The following is a 15,425-nucleotide window of genomic DNA, read 5'->3' as shown; positions in this document are numbered from 1 at the left end:
AACGCCGCGCCGGCGCACCGTCGCCGCTCAGGCGGCGGCGCGGGCGCCTTCACCCTCACCCTCGCCCGCCACTTGCGCCAGCGCTTCGTCGCGCGTGAGCACGGTCGCGTACTTCTGCGCCATGTCGAACAGGTTGGCATCGTGCGGGCCGATGGCGCGGTCGCCCACGCAATCGGAAACCACCAGCGGGCGGAAGCCCAGCGACATCGCATCGACCACGCTGGCGCGCACGCAGCCGCTGGTAACGCAACCCGCCACCAGCAGCGTCTGCACGCCGCGCTGCGTCAGCCAAGCCGCCAGCGAGGTGCCGAAGAACGCCGACGGCACCGTCTTGCGCACCACCAGTTCGCCCGGCGCGGGCGCCAGCTCGGGCACGATCTGGCTGTTGTGGCCGTCTTCCTTCAGCGTCAGCATGCCGGGCACCTTCAGCGTGAAGATATTGTGGTCGCTGTCGTCGTCGGCGAACACGATGCGGCTGTGCGCCACCGGCCAGCCCTGCTCGCGCGCGGCGCGCAACAGCGGCTGGGTGTTGCGGATGGCTTCGGGGATATTGCCGCCGCCGAATACCGCCGGGTCGGCAAAGCCGTTGACGAAGTCGATGATCAGCAGGCCGTACGGCGCTTTCAATTCCATCGACGCGCCGAAGCCCTGGCGCTGGTAGGTCTGCACTGCGTCATCCATGGCGCGAGTCCTTGTCTGCCTTGTAGAGCGATGCGGCGGGAGCATGGTGCCCGTCCATCACCTTGCCGCGCACCACCACCGGCTCGCCGTCGAGGCTGACCGTGCAGTGGCGCACCGGGATATCGATATGGCAGGCGGTGGTGCGGCTGCCGCCTGCTTCGTTGTTGGGGCCGAACGAGCACAGGAAATTGCCTTCGTAGGCGCGCGCGTCCATGCCGATGGTAGCCTCGCGGTCGTACATCGCCAGCGCCGACCAGCTGGCGCGCGGCTGCAGGCCCCAGCCGATATGCGACATCGCATACGCTTCGGGGTCGTTGAACGAGGCCATATAGTCGGCCAGCAGTTCGGCATCGACACCCCCTTCGATGCGGCGAACGTAGCCAGCTTCCACCGTGATGCGGATCGGCGCCTGCAGATAGGACTTCATCGGCAGCAGGATGTCGCCGCGGTCCAGGACAATGGTGCCATTGGTGCCGCCCTCGTCCGGCCAGGTCAGCACGAAGCCGCTCGGCCAGTGGTCCCAGCGGCCGGGCTCGTCGACAAAGCCGTACTCGCTGATCGCGGGGAACTCGCCCAGGCGGCAGCGCAGGTCCATGCCGGCGTCGGACACGATATGCATCTCGCGCGCCTTGCCCAGCCGCTCGGTGGCAGCCTTGACGCGGGCGCGGTCGGCCTCGGTCGGCACCAGCCGCGCCAGCACTTCGGGCGGCTCCACCGCCAGCAGGATTTTTGTGCCGCCGGACAGGATCTCGTGCTGCTCGGGCGAGAACAGCAGCGTCATCAGGTCCAGCACCAGGTCGCTTGCTTTCAACGCGGCAATCGCTGCCGGGTTGCCGGTCAGCGGCGTGGTGCCGAGATAGGCCAGCGCATCGCGGCTGAGCGCCTTCTCGCCATTGACCGGCGGCAGGTCGAGCCGGTTGACGATGGCGCCCATAGCCTGCGCCGCCACCAGCGCCGTGCGCAGCGTCTGCGGATGCGTGGCCGCGCCGGTCAGCACGGTGACGGTCTGCCCCGGCTGCAGCTTCGACAGCGTCAGCACCTGCTTCCACGCGGACGTCAGGTCGTAATCGCTTACGGGCATGTTCGCTCCATTATCAGTTCAGCGGTCAGTTCAGCGCCGCGCCGAGGAAGTCGTCGAAGGCGCGATAGAAACCGGATTCGTCGTCCCACGGGATCATGTGGCCGGCATTGGCGACATGCGCGACCAGCAGCGCGGGCAGCAGCTTGCGCATCTCCTGCACGTCTTCCTCGCGGATCACGTCGCCGCGGCCCGCGGTCATCAGCAGCGCCGGCACATCGACCTGCGGCAGGTCGGCGTGGATATCGTCTTCATGGAAGCCGTTGAAGCTGGCCAGGATTGCGCGCTCGTCGCAGGTATGCAGCCATTGCGCGCGCAGGCGCAGCTGATCCTCGGTCCACGTGGGGCAGAAGCGGCGCATGCCTTCCGCGTCGATGCCCTGCTGTGCCAGCCGGATCGAATCGATGTACCACGGCAGTTGCGCGGGATACGCACGGCGGCCCGGGCCCGAGACGGGCGGATCGACCAGCACCAGCCGCGTCAGTCCAGCGGGCTTGCTGCGTGCGGCGCGGATGCCGATGCGCGCGCCCATCGAATGGCCGACGATGGCATAGCGCTGCAGCCCGAGCGCTTGGGCAAACGCGATCACGTCGGCAGCCTGCGCATCGAGGCTGTAGTCCAGTTCCGCGCCGGCCTGCGACAAGCCGCGGCCGCGCACGTCGAGCACATAGGTATCGAACTGCCGCCCGAACTGCTCGCCGACGAAGCCCCACGTCACCGCCGGGCTGGTGATGCCGGGCACGATGATCACGGTGTCGCGCTGCGCGCGTGCGCCATCCTGGCCGCCATAGCGCAGGTAGTGCTGGCGAATGCCGTTGGCATGGACGTTGCCGCCGTAGAGGAAGGTGCTGGTCGTCATGGCCGGCTCCTTCAGTAGGCGCCGGACAGCAGCGCGCCCGCGCCCGGCACCACCGGCTCCAGGCCCAGGCGCTTGAGCAGCGCATAGGTGGTGGCGATGGCGGCCGTGACCACCGGCTTGCCGGTCATCGCCTCGACCTTGGCCACCGCCGGCAGCGACGGCATCTGCACGCAGGCAGACAGCACGATGACGTCGGCATCGGCGAAATTCATCTGCGCAACGATCTCCGGCAGGCGCGACGGGTCGTGGCGGCCGACGTCGAGGTTGTCGGGGATCTCCAGCGCGCGGTAGTCCACGACTTCATAGCCTTCGTTGCGGATGTAGTCGACCACCAGCTCGGTCAGCGGCTTCATGTACGGCGCCACCACGGCGATGCGCTTGGCGCCCATCACCTTGAGCGCATCGACCAGCGCGCCGGCGCTGGTGATCACAGGGGCGTCGCCGCCGTTCTCGGCGGTGTGCGCCTGCAGGCGCTGCTCCGACACGCGGTGGTAGCCGTGGCCCATCGCCATGATCGCCACCAGGCAGGCGTAACCGAGCACGTCAACGCGGGCGTCGCTCAGCTCCACCGCGCAGCGGTCGGACTCGGCATCCATCGCCGCCAGTTCCTCCTTGACCACCTTCTTCATCCGCATGCGGCTTGAGTGGAAGGTAAAGCGCTCCGGACGCACCAGCTGGCGCGCGGCCAGCATCGCCGGGATCTCGGTTTCCATCGTGGTGTTGGAGCTCGGCACGATCTGGCCGATTCGGAAAACTTTCTGCACTGTCGACTCCGTCATCTGTTTGTCTGTCTACCCGCCTGCCCTGCCCGGATGGCCTTGCATGCTGCGATCGATTGTAGTGTACACACTTTATCTAGGCAAATAGAATCTGCGCCGTGCGCGATTCACTCGTTCAGTGCCTACTTAATTAATCAATCCCTGTTTTAGCGCACAAATTCACCGTATTCAAGCATTGTGCATAGCGATTCATGATGTCATAAGGGTTTTCCATAGGATCGTCATTTTCTTCCTTGCCGTTGATATTTTGAGTGTGTACACTCGTTTTCAACGGTCGGCCGGATCGGTCGCCCAAGCCCCCATCGACCCATGTGTCATTGCCCCAGGAGAAATAACGTGCAAGGCAAACCGCGAATCGCAGTTGTCGGCGCCGGACTCGGAGGAACGGCCGCGGCCGCCCTGCTGCAGCGAGCCGGCTTCCAAGTCAGGCTGTATGAACAGGCACCGGCGTTCTCGCGTCTGGGAGCGGGCATCCACGTGGGGCCCAACGTGATGAAAATCATGCGGCGCATCGGCATCGAGGACGCGCTCAACGACATGGGCTGCCACCCTGACTTCTGGTACAGCCGCGACGGCCTGACCGGCGAAGTGATCGCGCAGATCCCGCTGGGCGACTACGCGGAGCGGCACTATGGCGCCAGCTACCTGACCGTGCACCGCGGCGATTTCCACAAGCTGCTGACCGACGCCGTGGCGCCGGACACGCTGTTTTTCAACAAGAAGCTGGAAAGCGTCACCGACCAGGGCGACGTGGTCGAGCTGCGCTTCACCGACGGCACGGTGGACGAAGCGGACATCGTGATCGGCGCCGACGGCGTCAACTCGCGCATCCGCGAAACCCTGCTGGGTGCCGAGCCGCCCAAGTACACCGGCTACGTGGCGCACCGCGCGGTATTCCCGATCTCGCGCGTCAAGGGCTTCACGCATGAGCGCTGCACCAAGTGGTGGACCGACGACCGCCACATGATGGTTTACTTCGACACCAGCAAGCTGGACGAGATCTACTACGTCACCGGCGTGCCCGAGCCTGAGTGGGACATGAGCAAGAGCTGGGTGCCGAGCAGCATCGAAGAGATGCGCGCCGCGTTCGACGGCTGGCACGAAGGTGTGCAGTCGCTGATCGAAGGCACGGTCGAAGTGACCAAATGGCCGCTGCTGGAGCGCGACCCGCTGCCGGTGTGGAGCCGCGGCCGCCTGGTACTGCTGGGCGATGCCTGCCACCCGATGAAGCCGCACATGGCGCAGGGCGCCGCAATGGCGATCGAGGACGCTGCCATGCTGACGCGCTGCTTCACCGAGACCGGCCTGGAAGACTACGCCGCCGCGTTTGCGCTGTACGAAGCCAACCGCGCCGAGCGCGCCGGCAAGGTCCAGCTGGTTTCGCACAACAACACGTGGCTGCGCAGCAACGAGAACCCGGACTGGTGTTTCGGCTACGATGTGTTCAACGTGCCGCTGGTATCGGCCGGGCCTGCGCCGCTGTCCGCTGCCGCGTAACGGCGACCTTAGGCCTGACCTGAACCTGCACGCCGCAGCCCCTCGCACGAAGGGGCGCGGCGTGCCGGCCGCGTGATCTGCAACTTGCCGCCCCCGATGAACACGCCTCGCCCCCTGACGCTACAAGTCAACCACGCCGAGCACACGCTCAGCGTGGCGCCCGACACGCCGCTGCTCTATATCCTGCGCAACGACCTGGCCTGCAATGGCCCCAAGTACGGTTGCGGGCTGGGCCAGTGCGGCGCGTGCACGGTGCTGGTCGACGGCCGGCCCGCGCGCTCGTGCGTGCTGCCGGTCAGGGCCGCGGTGGGCCACGCAGTCACCACGCTGGAAGGCCTGGGCACGGCGGAGCATCCCGATCCCGTGCAACAAGCGTTTATCGACGAGCAGGCCGCGCAATGCGGCTATTGCCTGAACGGCATGATCATGACCGCCAAGGCGCTGCTCGCGCAGAATCCCGATCCCGATGAAGCGCAGATCCGCGAGGCGCTGCGCTTTAACCTGTGCCGCTGCGGCACGCACGTGGAAATCGTGCGCGCGGTGCAGCGCGCGGCGGTGCTGATGCGACGCGCGGCTGAAGGGGCAACATCGTGACGGAACGCCTCGCAGTGCAAACCAGCCACACCGGCGCCCTGGCCGGCAACGTGCCGCCGCCTGAGTCCATGTGTCTCGTCGGCCACGCGCTGACGCCGCCGGGCCTGCGCTGGCTTGACGGCAAGCCGCTGGTGCCGCGCCTGCTCGGCGCGGACCGCGACGCGGCCCTCGCGCTGCCAGGCGTGCGCGCAGTTGTGGTTCGCAACCAGTTCACGGGTGTTGCCGCGGAAAGCGATGCCATGGCGGCCAACGCTGTCCGCGCGCTGCAGGCGCGCTGGTCGGCACCGCCGCGCGCGGAGGCAACCCCGGTATCGCGCCACGCCGTTGTGCAGCGCGGTGACGCGAGCCGCGCGCTCGCCAGCGCCGCCACGCGCCACGCGCAGCACTACCAGTGGCCGCTGGCCGGTACCAGGACGGAAGCGTTTTGCACCGCAATCGCGGACTGGCGCGACGGCATGCTGCACGTGTGGCTGCCGAGCCTGCGCCCGGGCGCGCTGCGCGAAGAACTGGCCGCGCTGCTGGGCATCGCGCCGCAACAGGTCGCGCTGGCCTGCTGGCAGGCAACTGCCGATGCCGGCGATCCGGCCCTGCTCGCCCATCACGCAGCCGCCGACGCCGCATTGCTGGCCCATGCCGCCGGCAAACCAGTAATGCGGCGGCTGTGCGCCGACGACATCGGCCTGTCCGATGCGCAGCTCGCCGTTCATGTCGACACCGCGCAAAACGGCGCAGCCATCGACGCCTACGCCGCCACGCTGGCCGGCACGGCCGCACCACCCGTGCCGCTGGCATTGTGGCTGACGCATACCGCGTCGCCCGTGACGGACACCGGCCACACAGCCAGCGCAGTGATGCCGCCCTACCGCATTCCCGATGTCGATGTCGGCACGGCCGGGGCAGTGGCCGCCTTCGATGCCGCACCGCTGGCCGCCGCGCGGGCCCATGTCTTTGCGCGCGAATCCCATCTCGACGAAATCGCCACCGCATCCGGCACGGATCCGGTTGCGCTGCGGCTGGCCCACCTCGACGATGCGCGTGGCACGGCGCTGGTCAAACAGGTCACCGAGCGCGCCGGCTGGACCCCATCCGTCCCGCATGCCACCGCACCGGCCGGCAACGTGCGGCGCGGGCGCGGTTTTGCCTATGCGCACACCATCGACCACGATGCGGGCCAGAGCTGGTCGGCATGGGTGGCGGAAGTCGAAGTCGATGGCACCACCGGCGAACTGGCGGTCACGCGCGTGACGGTGGGGCATGACAGCGAATCGCTGGCGTCCGCGCAAGCCACACCCGCTGCGCGCTCGCTGGAACAGGCTGTTGCCGACGCTACCCTGCAATTGACCGCTGCCAGCCCGGCATTCGATACCTGGCCTGCCACGGAGGCGCCGGCCAGCCAATCGCTCCCCGCCGTCGCAACCAGCACAGTATTGCCGGAAGTCCACCTGGCTGGCACGCTCACCGAGCGCGACCAGCTGGCCGCGGGTCCGGCCGATACGCTGCCTGCCGCGGCCGCCGTGGCCAACGCCATCTTCGACGCCACCGGCGTGCGCCTGCGCACGCCACCTTTCAGCGCCGAGCGCATCCGGCTTGCGCTGGCCGAGAGTGAGGACAAGCGCGCCGGCAAGCGCAGCAAGCGCGGCTGGATCGCCGCCGCTGCCGCGACCGCGGCAGGCCTGTGCGCAACACTGATGCCGTGGCGCGCGCCGATCGCGCCGGTCGCCCCGCCCGAGCCTGGCTTCTATTCCGCAGCCACGCTGGAGCGCGGCCGCCTGGTGGCTTCGGCAGGTGACTGCGCGGTATGCCATACCGTCCCCGGCGGCGTGAAGAATGCGGGCGGCCTGCCGCTGGAAACGCCCTTTGGCACGGTCTACAGCACCAACATCACGCCCGATGTGCAGACCGGCATCGGCAACTGGTCGTTCGCCGCCTTCGAACGCGCGATGCGCGAAGGCATCCACCGCGACGGGCGACGCCTTTATCCGGCCTTCCCCTACACCGCGTTCGCCAAGGTCAGCGACGCCGACATGCAGGCGCTGTATGCGTACCTGATGTCGGCCGAACCAGTGAAGTCAGCAGTGCCGCAAACCCAGCTGGCATTCCCGTTCAACGTGCGCCCGCTGCTGGCGGGCTGGAACCTGCTGTTCCATCGCAACGAACCCTTCAAGGCCGACCCCGCGCGCTCCGCGCAATGGAACCGCGGCGCGTATCTCGCCGAAGGGCTGGGCCATTGCAGCGCCTGCCATTCCCCGCGCAACGCACTCGGCGCCGAGCAAGGCGGCCGCAAGTACCTGACCGGCGGCAGTGCCGAAAACTGGGAAGCGCCGCCGCTGACCGCGCTCTCGCACGCGCCGGTGCCATGGACCGAAGCGGCGCTGTTCACCTACCTGCGCGGCGGCTATGCGCCGCATCATGGCGCCGCCGCCGGGCCGATGGCGCCGGTGGTGGAAGAACTCGCGCAGCTGCCCGAATCGGATGTGCGCGCGATCGCGCACTACGTCGCGTCATTCGGCACGCCGCCGCCCGCGCCTTCCGTGCTGGACGCGCAGGCTGCCAGTCTCGAACGACGCAGCGCGCAGGCTGCGCGCACGCTCGGCGGTCCCGGTGAACGCCTGTACCAGAGCGCCTGCGCGGTGTGCCATCAATCAGACCAGGGCATCGCGCAGTTCGGCGTGAAGCCATCGCTCGCACTCAACACCAACCTGCACAGCAAGCTGCCTGACAACGTGATCCAGGTGCTGCTGCAAGGCATGCCCGCGCCGCCCAACAGTGAACTGGGCGCGATGCCGGCCTATGCCGACACCTTCGACGACAGGCAGATCGCGCAGCTGGCGCAGTACCTGCGAGCGCGCTTTGCCCCCGACCAACCCGCCTGGCAGGACCTGGAGAACACCGTCGCGCGGCTGCGCGCGGCGCCAGCGCACTAAAGACCAGCGGAGGCCTGCGCGGCCGGCTTGCCGCGCCTTCCGCATCCATGCTGACATGCATCCGTGCCGTGCCTGGCAAGGCGCTTTGCCACCGGGCAGGGAGACCTGCGCCGACACTTCGGCACGCTACGCGCCATGCGCGGGAAAACCCCGAGGAGAGAAACCGCAGTTCGGCCTTGCCCGCCAGTTTCATGTAGCTTACGCTGAACGATCATGTAGTGCGCACTACATGAGTGCCGGCATAAGTATAAGAAGACGCGCCACGGTGCCTCCCGGCACAAGTACGGCGCAAGAACCGCGCAAACGAGACAACAAGACCACAAGATTGGCCCTTTACAACACCGGAAGCGCTGGCCCGGGGCTTGCATAGTCCACCGCCGTGCCGACCGGGGATTCGGGCCCGGACAACCAAGGGTAGACAACAAGGAGTGACTATGTCGTATCAGTACCAGGAAGGTGTTGCGAGAGGACTACCTGACCAGTTCTGGCCTCGCTAGCTTGGGGTAGCCACAGGTTTGGCCGCATCGCGGTGCGTGGCTTCCGAATTCAAGAACCAGCCTATAAAGACAGGTAGACAATATGTCGTCATCAATTTCCTCAATGGCAGCATCGACAATCCCCGAGGCGACGATCAGCGCGGCTCCCCACCCAAGCGCGCGGGCATCGACGTCCCAAACCATCACGATCGAGCAAGGCATCCGCGCAGCCGGTGTCGGCCGGTTCCAGTATCGGCTGTTCGGCATTTTCGGCCTGGTCTGGCTGGCTGACGCGATGCAGGTCCTGTCGATCGGGTTCACCGCGCCTTCCATTGCCTCGACATTCGGCATTCCCGTGCCGAGCGCCTTGCAGACCGGGACGATGTTCTTCGTCGGCATGCTGATCGGCGCCTTCGCGTTCGGCCGGCTTGCGGACCGGATCGGCCGCCGGCCCGTCCTGATGATGGCGGTGATCCTTGACGCCATCTGCGGCGTCGCCTCCGCCTTTGCCCCGGACTTCCAGTGGCTGCTGCTGCTGCGCTTCCTGACCGGCATCGGCGTCGGCGGCACGTTGCCCGTCGACTACACCATGATGGCCGAGTTCCTTCCCTCGGACCGGCGCGGCCGCTGGCTGGTCCTGCTGGAGTCCTTCTGGGCCGTCGGCACGATCCTGCTCGCCATCCTGGCCCTGGTCGCCGTCTCGCAAGGCAACGATGCCTGGCGCCTGATCTTCTTTGTCACAGGCCTCCCCGCGCTGGTCGGCGTGGTGGTTCGGTTCTTTGTGCCAGAGTCACCGCTCTACCTGAATAAATCGGGACGCTCGGAAGAGGCACGCGCGGTACTTCAGCGCGTTGCCAAAGCCAATCGGGTTTCGGTGGAAATCGCCCCGCTGGAGCCGCAGAAGATGGAGCGCAAATCGGTCTTCGCGCTGTTCGCGGCCGGATGCCGGCGCCGCAGCATCTGCCTGCTTGCCGCGTGGATGCTGATCTCGATCGCCTATTACGGTGTCTTCGTCTATCTGCCGGTGAAGCTGGCCGGCCAGGGCTTTGGCTTCATGCGTGGCCAGGTCTTCCTGATCCTGCTCGCGCTGGTGCAGCTTCCCGGGTTCGCGCTCGCCGCGCACGGCGTTGAGCGCTGGGGCCGGAAGCCGACCCTGATCGGCTTCCTGCTGCTCAGCGCGGCAGGTTGCATGCTGTATAGCCTGGGCACGTCCACCGGGTTGATCGTCGGCTCCACCCTGCTGATGAGCTTCGCGCTGCTGGGCACCTGGGGCGCACTCTACGCCTTCACGCCGGAAGTGTATCCGACGGACCTGCGGGCCAGCGGGATGGGCACCGCCGGTGCGATGGCACGATTTGGTGGCCTGTTCGCCCCTTCGATCATTGCACCGATCATGGCTACCCAGTTCACGCTGGCGCTTGGGCTGCTTTCGTCCTTCCTTGCCGTGGCGGCCTTCGCGATCTTCATGGTGGATATCGAGTCGAAGGACCGCGCGCTGGACTAAGGCCAGGTAGCGGCAAGCTTGCCGGGTATCGGGCCGCAGCCGCGCTGCGGCCCGCTTCCATTACAATCCGGCTACAACGGCGCGGCGGCCGGCTCCACCCGACCCGGCCGCCCGCTTCACCAGCTTGCTCCTATCCCCGCCGAGCCCTCGCCGCCAGCCATGAAACAAGATCCGCGCTTTCCCAACCTGTTCATCCTCGACCACCCGCTGATCCAGCACAAGCTCTCGCACATGCGCGACAAGGAAACGTCCACGCGCACCTTCCGCGAGTTGCTGCGCGAGATCACGCTGCTGATGGGCTACGAGATCACGCGCAACCTGCCACTGACCACGCGCCGCATCGACACGCCGCTGGTGGAACTGGATGCACCGGTGATCGCCGGCAAGAAGCTGACCATCGTGCCGGTGCTGCGCGCCGGCGTGGGCATGAGCGATGGCCTGGTCGAGCTGATCCCGTCGGCGCGGATCGGCCATATCGGCGTGTACCGCGACGAGCAGCACCGCCCGGTCGAATACCTGGTGCGGCTGCCGGACCTGGAAGACCGCAGCTTTATCCTGTGCGATCCGATGGTGGCGACGGGCTATTCGGCCGTGCATGCGGTGGAAGTGCTCAAACGCCGCGGCGTCAAGGACGAGGCCATCACCTTCGTCGCGCTGGTGGCGGCGCCGGAAGGCGTGGAGGTGTTCCAGAAGGCGCATCCGGGCGTGAAGCTGTTCGTGGCCTCGCTGGACAGCCACCTGGATGCCGACGCGTACATCGTGCCGGGCCTGGGCGATGCGGGCGACCGGCTGTTCGGCACCAAGAACTGACACGAGCCGGACTTGCGCGGGCTTGACCAGCCTCAACAGCCCGCGCCCCATGGCTCCCTACACTGGAGGCCCCCGCTGGCGGCAGCCGCTGGCGGTACTTCCGCCGGCATATGGCGCCAACCACATGCCGCCAACCACAGGGAGCCAACCTTGGAAGCCATCAAGATTCTCTTCAGCACCAGCACCGGCCTGATGAGCCTGGGCGTGATCGTCTTCATCATCGGCATGGGCTGGTTCTTTGCGCGGATGTTTGCGCGCAAGATGCGCGAGGACGCTGCGGCGGCGAAAGCGCAGCAAGGCGCCCGGCGCCACTGAAAACAAAGGGCCGCTGCGCGGCCCTTGTTTCTCCCCTTCGGGTCTTTTACTTTTTCTTCCCGAGCAGGCTGCCCAGCACGCCGCGAATCAGCTCGCGGCCTACCTGCGACCCCACCGTGCGCGCGGCCGACTTGGCCATCGACTCCAAAATCGAATCGCCGCGCCCGCTCTTGCCGGTGCCCTTGGTCAGCGTGCCGAAGATATCCCCCGCGGTACCGAGCCAGCCGCTATCCTGTTCCGCTTCCGGCCGGGCTTCCGGCTGCTTGCCCTTGCCGTTGCCATTGCCATTGGCCACCGTCGGCACGCTGCCGCGCAGCTTCTCGTAAGCCGATTCGCGATCCACGGCCGTCTCGTACGTTCCCGCGACCAGCGAGTTTGCGACCAGCTGCTTGCGCTCCTCATCGGTAGCCGGCCCGATCCGGCTGCCCGGCGGCAGTACCCAGGCGCGCTCGGTCACGCACGGCGTGCCCTTGGCGTCGAGGAACGACACCAGCGCCTCGCCCACCCCAAGCTCGCCGATCGCTGTTTCCAGGTTCAGCTTGGGATTGGCGCGCATGGTGGTGGCCGCCACCTTGACCGCCTTCTGGTCGCGCGGCGTGAACGCGCGCAGCGCGTGCTGCACGCGGTTGCCCAGCTGGCCCAGCACCGTGTCGGGGATGTCCACCGGGTTCTGCGTGACGAAATACACGCCTACGCCCTTGGAGCGGACCAGCCGCACCACCTGCTCGATCTTGTCGAGCAGCGCCTTGGGCGCGTCGTTGAACAGCAGATGCGCCTCGTCGAAGAAGAACACCAGCTTGGGCTTGTCGAGGTCGCCGGCCTCGGGCAGTTTCTCGAACAGCTCGGACAGCATCCACAGCAGGAAGGTCGCGTACAACCGCGGCGAGTTCATCAGCTTGTCCGCCGCCAGGATATTGACCACGCCCTGGCCCTTCTCGGTCTGGATGAAGTCTTCCAGGTTCAGCATCGGCTCGCCGAAGAAGACATCGCCGCCCTGCGACTCCAGCGCCAGCAGCCCGCGCTGGATCGCGCCGACCGAGGCGGTTGAGATATTGCCGTACTCGGTCGTGAACTGCGAGGCATTGTCGCCCACGTACTGCAGCATTGCGCGCAGGTCCTTGGCGTCAAGCAGCAGCAGGCCGTTGGCATCGGCGATGCGGAACACCAGGTTGAGCACGCCCTGCTGGGTGTCGTTGAGCTCCAGCATGCGCGACAGCAGCAGCGGCCCCATGTGCGAGACCGTGGCGCGCACCGGGTGGCCCTTCTGGCCGAACACGTCCCACAGCGTGGTCGGGCATCCGCCCCAGGCCGGTTCGGGCAGGCCCAGGTCGGCCAGGCGCTGCCTGAGCTTGTCAGACAACTGGCCGGACTGCGAAATGCCGGTCAGGTCACCTTTGACGTCCGCCATGAACACCGGCACGCCCAGGCGCGAAAACCCCTGCGCCAGCGTCTGCAGCGTGACGGTCTTGCCGGTGCCGGTCGCGCCCGTGATCAGCCCGTGCCGGTTGCCCATCTGGGGCAGCAGCACCAGTTCGTGTTCGGCGTTCTTGGCGATAAGGATGGGGTCGGCCATGATCTTCCTGATAGCAAGTGCCGCGGGACTCGCCACGGCAGCGGCGCGGGCAGGCCCGCGTGATAAAATCCTGGGCTGATTATAGCCAGCCGCCAGGCATATCCGTCACCTGGCGCCCGCGCCTGGCATCCCGAATTCCATCACCGCATAACACCGTTTTCCGCCTCGGAGAGAAACATGGCCGGTCACTCGAAATGGGCCAATATCAAACACAAGAAAGCTGCCGCTGACGCCAAGCGCGGCAAGATCTGGACCCGCCTGATCAAGGAAATCACCGTTGCCGCCAAGCTCGGCGGCGGCGATGTCGACTCCAATCCGCGCCTGCGCCTGTCGATCGACAAGGCCATGGACGCGAACATGCCCAAGGACAACATCCAGCGCGCCATCCAGCGCGGCGTGGGCGGCCTGGAAGGCGCCAACTACGAAGAGATCCGCTACGAAGGCTACGGCCTGGCCGGTGCGGCCATCATCGTCGACTGCCTGACCGACAACCGCACCCGCACCGTGGCCGAAGTGCGCCACGCGTTCTCCAAGCATGGCGGCAACATGGGCAACGAAGGCTCGGTGGCATTCATGTTCACCCACTGCGGCCAGTTCCTGTTCGCGCCCGGCACGCCGGAAGACAAGCTGATGGAAGCCGCGCTGGAGGCGGGCGCCGACGACGTCGTCACCAATAACGACGACTCGATCGAAGTGACCTGCCCGCCCAACGATTTCCCGGCGGTCAAGACCGCGCTGGAAGGCGCCGGCTTCAAGGCGGAAGTGGCTGACGTGGTGATGAAGCCGCAGAACGAAGTCAGCTTCGCCGGCGACGACGCGGCCAGGATGCAGAAGCTGCTCGACGCCCTGGAAAACCTGGACGACGTGCAGGAAGTCTTCACCAACGCGGTGATCGAAGACTAAGCTGCAGCAACAAGCCCCCCACGGCGGCGGCCCGGACAAGACCCAGGCCGCCGCCTTTTAGTATGTGTTTCTTTTCTGGCAGTGGATCATGAAAGTATTGGTTGTCGGCTCGGGTGGACGTGAACACGCGCTGGCCTGGAAATTGGCCCAGTCTCCCAAGGTACAGGTGGTGTACGTCGCGCCGGGCAACGGCGGGACCGCGCTCGACAAGCGCCTGCAGAATGTTCCGCTGACCGATCCCGAGGTCATCGCCGCATTTGCCGAGCGCGAAGGCGTGGCCTTTACCGTGGTCGGGCCGGAGGCGCCGCTGGCGGCCGGCATCGTCGATATCTTCCGCGCCAAGGGCCTGCGCATCTTCGGGCCGAGCAAGGCGGCCGCGCAGCTGGAATCGTCCAAGGACTTTGCCAAGGCGTTCATGCAGCGCCATGGCATCCCGACCGCCGCCTACCAGACCTTCTCCGACGCGACCCAGGCGCACGCCTATATCGACGCGCAGGGCGCGCCGATCGTGATCAAGGCCGACGGCCTGGCCGCGGGCAAGGGCGTGGTGGTGGCCATGTCGCTGGAAGAAGCCCATGGCGCGGTCGACATGATGCTGGCCGACAACAAGCTGGGCGATGCCGGCGCACGCGTGGTGATCGAGGAATTCCTGGAGGGCGAGGAAGCCAGCTTTATCGTGCTGGTCGACGGCAAGAACGTGCTGGCACTGGCCACCAGCCAGGACCACAAGCGCCTGCTCGACGCCGACGCCGGCCCCAACACCGGCGGCATGGGCGCCTACTCCCCCGCCCCGGTGGTCACGCCCGCGCTGCATGCGCGCGCGCTGCGCGAGATCATCCTGCCGACCGTGCGCGGCATGGAGAAGGATGGCATCCCGTACACCGGCTTCCTGTACGCCGGCCTGATGATCGACAAGGACGGCAACCTCAAGACGCTGGAATTCAACTGCCGCATGGGCGACCCCGAGACCCAGCCGATCCTGGCGCGCCTGAAGACCGACCTGGTCGAGGTAATGGAGCACGCCGTCGACGGCAAGCTCGACAGCATCGAACTGGACTGGGACCGCCGCACCGCGCTGGGCGTGGTGATGGCCGCGTACGGCTACCCGGAGAACCCGCGCAAGGGCGATACCATCACCGGCATCCCGGCCGAAACCGATGACAGCGTGACCTTCCACGCGGGCACCACGCTCAAGGATGGCACGCTGCTGACCACGGGCGGGCGCGTGCTGTGCGTGGTCGGCCTGGCCGACACCGTCAAGGCCGCGCAGCGTGCTGCCTATGCCGCGGTCGAGCAGATCCGGTTCGACGGCATGCAGTACCGGACCGACATCGGTTACCGCGCCATCAAGCGCTGATTGGCCGCCGGCGGGCCTTCCGGGGCCTGGCGACCACCTGGCCGCCCCAGCCGGTACAATCGTGACAACGCTGTG

General features: G+C 67.0%; 13 protein-coding genes. 8 read left to right on the top strand and 5 right to left on the bottom strand.

Translation table 11 applies throughout. The features are described 5' to 3' along the window. Positions 1 to 27: 27 nt before the first annotated feature. The 4 genes from LPA45_RS04205 to LPA45_RS04190 are packed head-to-tail and all read right to left on the bottom strand — an operon-like array spanning position 28 to position 3,382. Complete coding sequence (locus LPA45_RS04205; RefSeq protein WP_116317438.1) at positions 28 to 681, bottom strand: N-carbamoylsarcosine amidohydrolase; 654 nt, start codon at positions 679 to 681, stop codon at positions 28 to 30. Further along, positions 674 to 1,762 carry a 2,5-dihydroxypyridine 5,6-dioxygenase gene (locus tag LPA45_RS04200; RefSeq protein WP_367394951.1) on the bottom strand — a complete coding sequence of 363 codons (1,089 nt, stop codon included), beginning with the start codon at positions 1,760 to 1,762 and terminating at the stop codon, positions 674 to 676. Before LPA45_RS04200 ends, LPA45_RS04205 begins: the two co-directional genes overlap by 8 nt. 25 nt (positions 1,763 to 1,787) lie before the next feature. Next, a complete protein-coding gene (locus tag LPA45_RS04195) occupies positions 1,788 to 2,618 on the bottom strand; it encodes an alpha/beta fold hydrolase (RefSeq protein ID WP_367394950.1) in 831 nt (276 codons plus the stop codon). Between the two features lie 11 nt (positions 2,619 to 2,629). Then, complete coding sequence (locus LPA45_RS04190) at positions 2,630 to 3,382, bottom strand: Asp/Glu racemase (protein ID WP_116317435.1); 753 nt, start codon at positions 3,380 to 3,382, stop codon at positions 2,630 to 2,632. A 351-nt stretch (positions 3,383 to 3,733) separates the two neighbouring features. On the opposite strand from LPA45_RS04190, the gene LPA45_RS04185 reads away from it, so the two are divergent. The 6 genes from LPA45_RS04185 (at position 3,734) to LPA45_RS04160 (ending at position 11,517) form a co-directional block, all read left to right on the top strand. Further along, positions 3,734 to 4,894 carry an FAD-dependent monooxygenase gene (locus LPA45_RS04185; protein ID WP_116317434.1) on the top strand — a complete coding sequence of 387 codons (1,161 nt, stop codon included), beginning with the start codon at positions 3,734 to 3,736 and terminating at the stop codon, positions 4,892 to 4,894. Between the two features lie 96 nt (positions 4,895 to 4,990). After that, positions 4,991 to 5,488 carry a (2Fe-2S)-binding protein gene (locus tag LPA45_RS04180; RefSeq protein ID WP_116317433.1) on the top strand — a complete coding sequence of 166 codons (498 nt, stop codon included), beginning with the start codon at positions 4,991 to 4,993 and terminating at the stop codon, positions 5,486 to 5,488. Positions 5,489 to 5,556: 68 nt separating this feature from the next. Continuing rightward, positions 5,557 to 8,412 (top strand): c-type cytochrome, encoded by a 2,856-nt coding sequence (locus LPA45_RS04175; RefSeq protein WP_116317846.1) that lies wholly within the window; start codon positions 5,557 to 5,559, stop codon positions 8,410 to 8,412. Positions 8,413 to 8,991: 579 nt separating this feature from the next. After that, positions 8,992 to 10,392: an MFS transporter gene (locus tag LPA45_RS04170; protein ID WP_233527953.1), complete on the top strand. Its 1,401-nt coding sequence runs from the start codon at positions 8,992 to 8,994 to the stop codon at positions 10,390 to 10,392. Between the two features lie 159 nt (positions 10,393 to 10,551). Further along, positions 10,552 to 11,202, top strand: coding sequence for a uracil phosphoribosyltransferase (gene upp / locus LPA45_RS04165; protein ID WP_116317432.1), 651 nt, complete (start codon positions 10,552 to 10,554; stop codon positions 11,200 to 11,202). A gap of 150 nt (positions 11,203 to 11,352) precedes the next feature. Beyond that, positions 11,353 to 11,517 carry a DUF3149 domain-containing protein gene (locus tag LPA45_RS04160; RefSeq protein WP_116317431.1) on the top strand — a complete coding sequence of 55 codons (165 nt, stop codon included), beginning with the start codon at positions 11,353 to 11,355 and terminating at the stop codon, positions 11,515 to 11,517. 46 nt (positions 11,518 to 11,563) lie between these two features. Here LPA45_RS04160 and LPA45_RS04155 read toward each other — a convergent pair whose 3' ends face one another. Further along, complete coding sequence (locus tag LPA45_RS04155) at positions 11,564 to 13,090, bottom strand: helicase HerA-like C-terminal domain-containing protein (protein ID WP_116317430.1); 1,527 nt, start codon at positions 13,088 to 13,090, stop codon at positions 11,564 to 11,566. A 177-nt stretch (positions 13,091 to 13,267) separates the two neighbouring features. Between LPA45_RS04155 and LPA45_RS04150 the strand changes: the two genes are divergently transcribed. Next, the gene (locus LPA45_RS04150; RefSeq protein WP_367394949.1) at positions 13,268 to 13,993 is read left to right on the top strand and encodes a YebC/PmpR family DNA-binding transcriptional regulator; all 726 of its coding nucleotides are present in this window, start codon (positions 13,268 to 13,270) and stop codon (positions 13,991 to 13,993) included. 88 nt (positions 13,994 to 14,081) lie between these two features. Next, positions 14,082 to 15,350, top strand: a complete 1,269-nt coding sequence (gene purD / locus LPA45_RS04145; RefSeq protein WP_116317428.1) for a phosphoribosylamine--glycine ligase — start codon at positions 14,082 to 14,084, stop codon at positions 15,348 to 15,350. Positions 15,351 to 15,425: the final 75 nt, after the last annotated feature.

This window comes from Cupriavidus sp. Agwp_2 (assembly GCF_040784895.1).
Lineage (GTDB): Bacteria > Pseudomonadota > Gammaproteobacteria > Burkholderiales > Burkholderiaceae > Cupriavidus.
This window is presented reverse-complemented; position numbering and strand designations above follow the sequence as displayed.

What these genes read in the sequence shown, in the direction of transcription:
- LPA45_RS04150 (WP_367394949.1), top strand. Translation starts at nt 13,268, where the DNA reads ATGGCCGGTCACTCGAAATGGGCCAATATCAAACACAAGAAAGCTGCC.
- LPA45_RS04200 (WP_367394951.1), bottom strand. Translation starts at nt 1,762, where the DNA reads ATGCCCGTAAGCGATTACGACCTGACGTCCGCGTGGAAGCAGGTGCTG.
- LPA45_RS04205 (WP_116317438.1), bottom strand. Translation starts at nt 681, where the DNA reads ATGGATGACGCAGTGCAGACCTACCAGCGCCAGGGCTTCGGCGCGTCG.
- LPA45_RS04155 (WP_116317430.1), bottom strand. Translation starts at nt 13,090, where the DNA reads ATGGCCGACCCCATCCTTATCGCCAAGAACGCCGAACACGAACTGGTG.
- upp (WP_116317432.1), top strand. Translation starts at nt 10,552, where the DNA reads ATGAAACAAGATCCGCGCTTTCCCAACCTGTTCATCCTCGACCACCCG.
- LPA45_RS04195 (WP_367394950.1), bottom strand. Translation starts at nt 2,618, where the DNA reads ATGACGACCAGCACCTTCCTCTACGGCGGCAACGTCCATGCCAACGGC.
- LPA45_RS04170 (WP_233527953.1), top strand. Translation starts at nt 8,992, where the DNA reads ATGTCGTCATCAATTTCCTCAATGGCAGCATCGACAATCCCCGAGGCG.
- LPA45_RS04175 (WP_116317846.1), top strand. Translation starts at nt 5,557, where the DNA reads ATGTGTCTCGTCGGCCACGCGCTGACGCCGCCGGGCCTGCGCTGGCTT.
- LPA45_RS04180 (WP_116317433.1), top strand. Translation starts at nt 4,991, where the DNA reads ATGAACACGCCTCGCCCCCTGACGCTACAAGTCAACCACGCCGAGCAC.
- purD (WP_116317428.1), top strand. Translation starts at nt 14,082, where the DNA reads ATGAAAGTATTGGTTGTCGGCTCGGGTGGACGTGAACACGCGCTGGCC.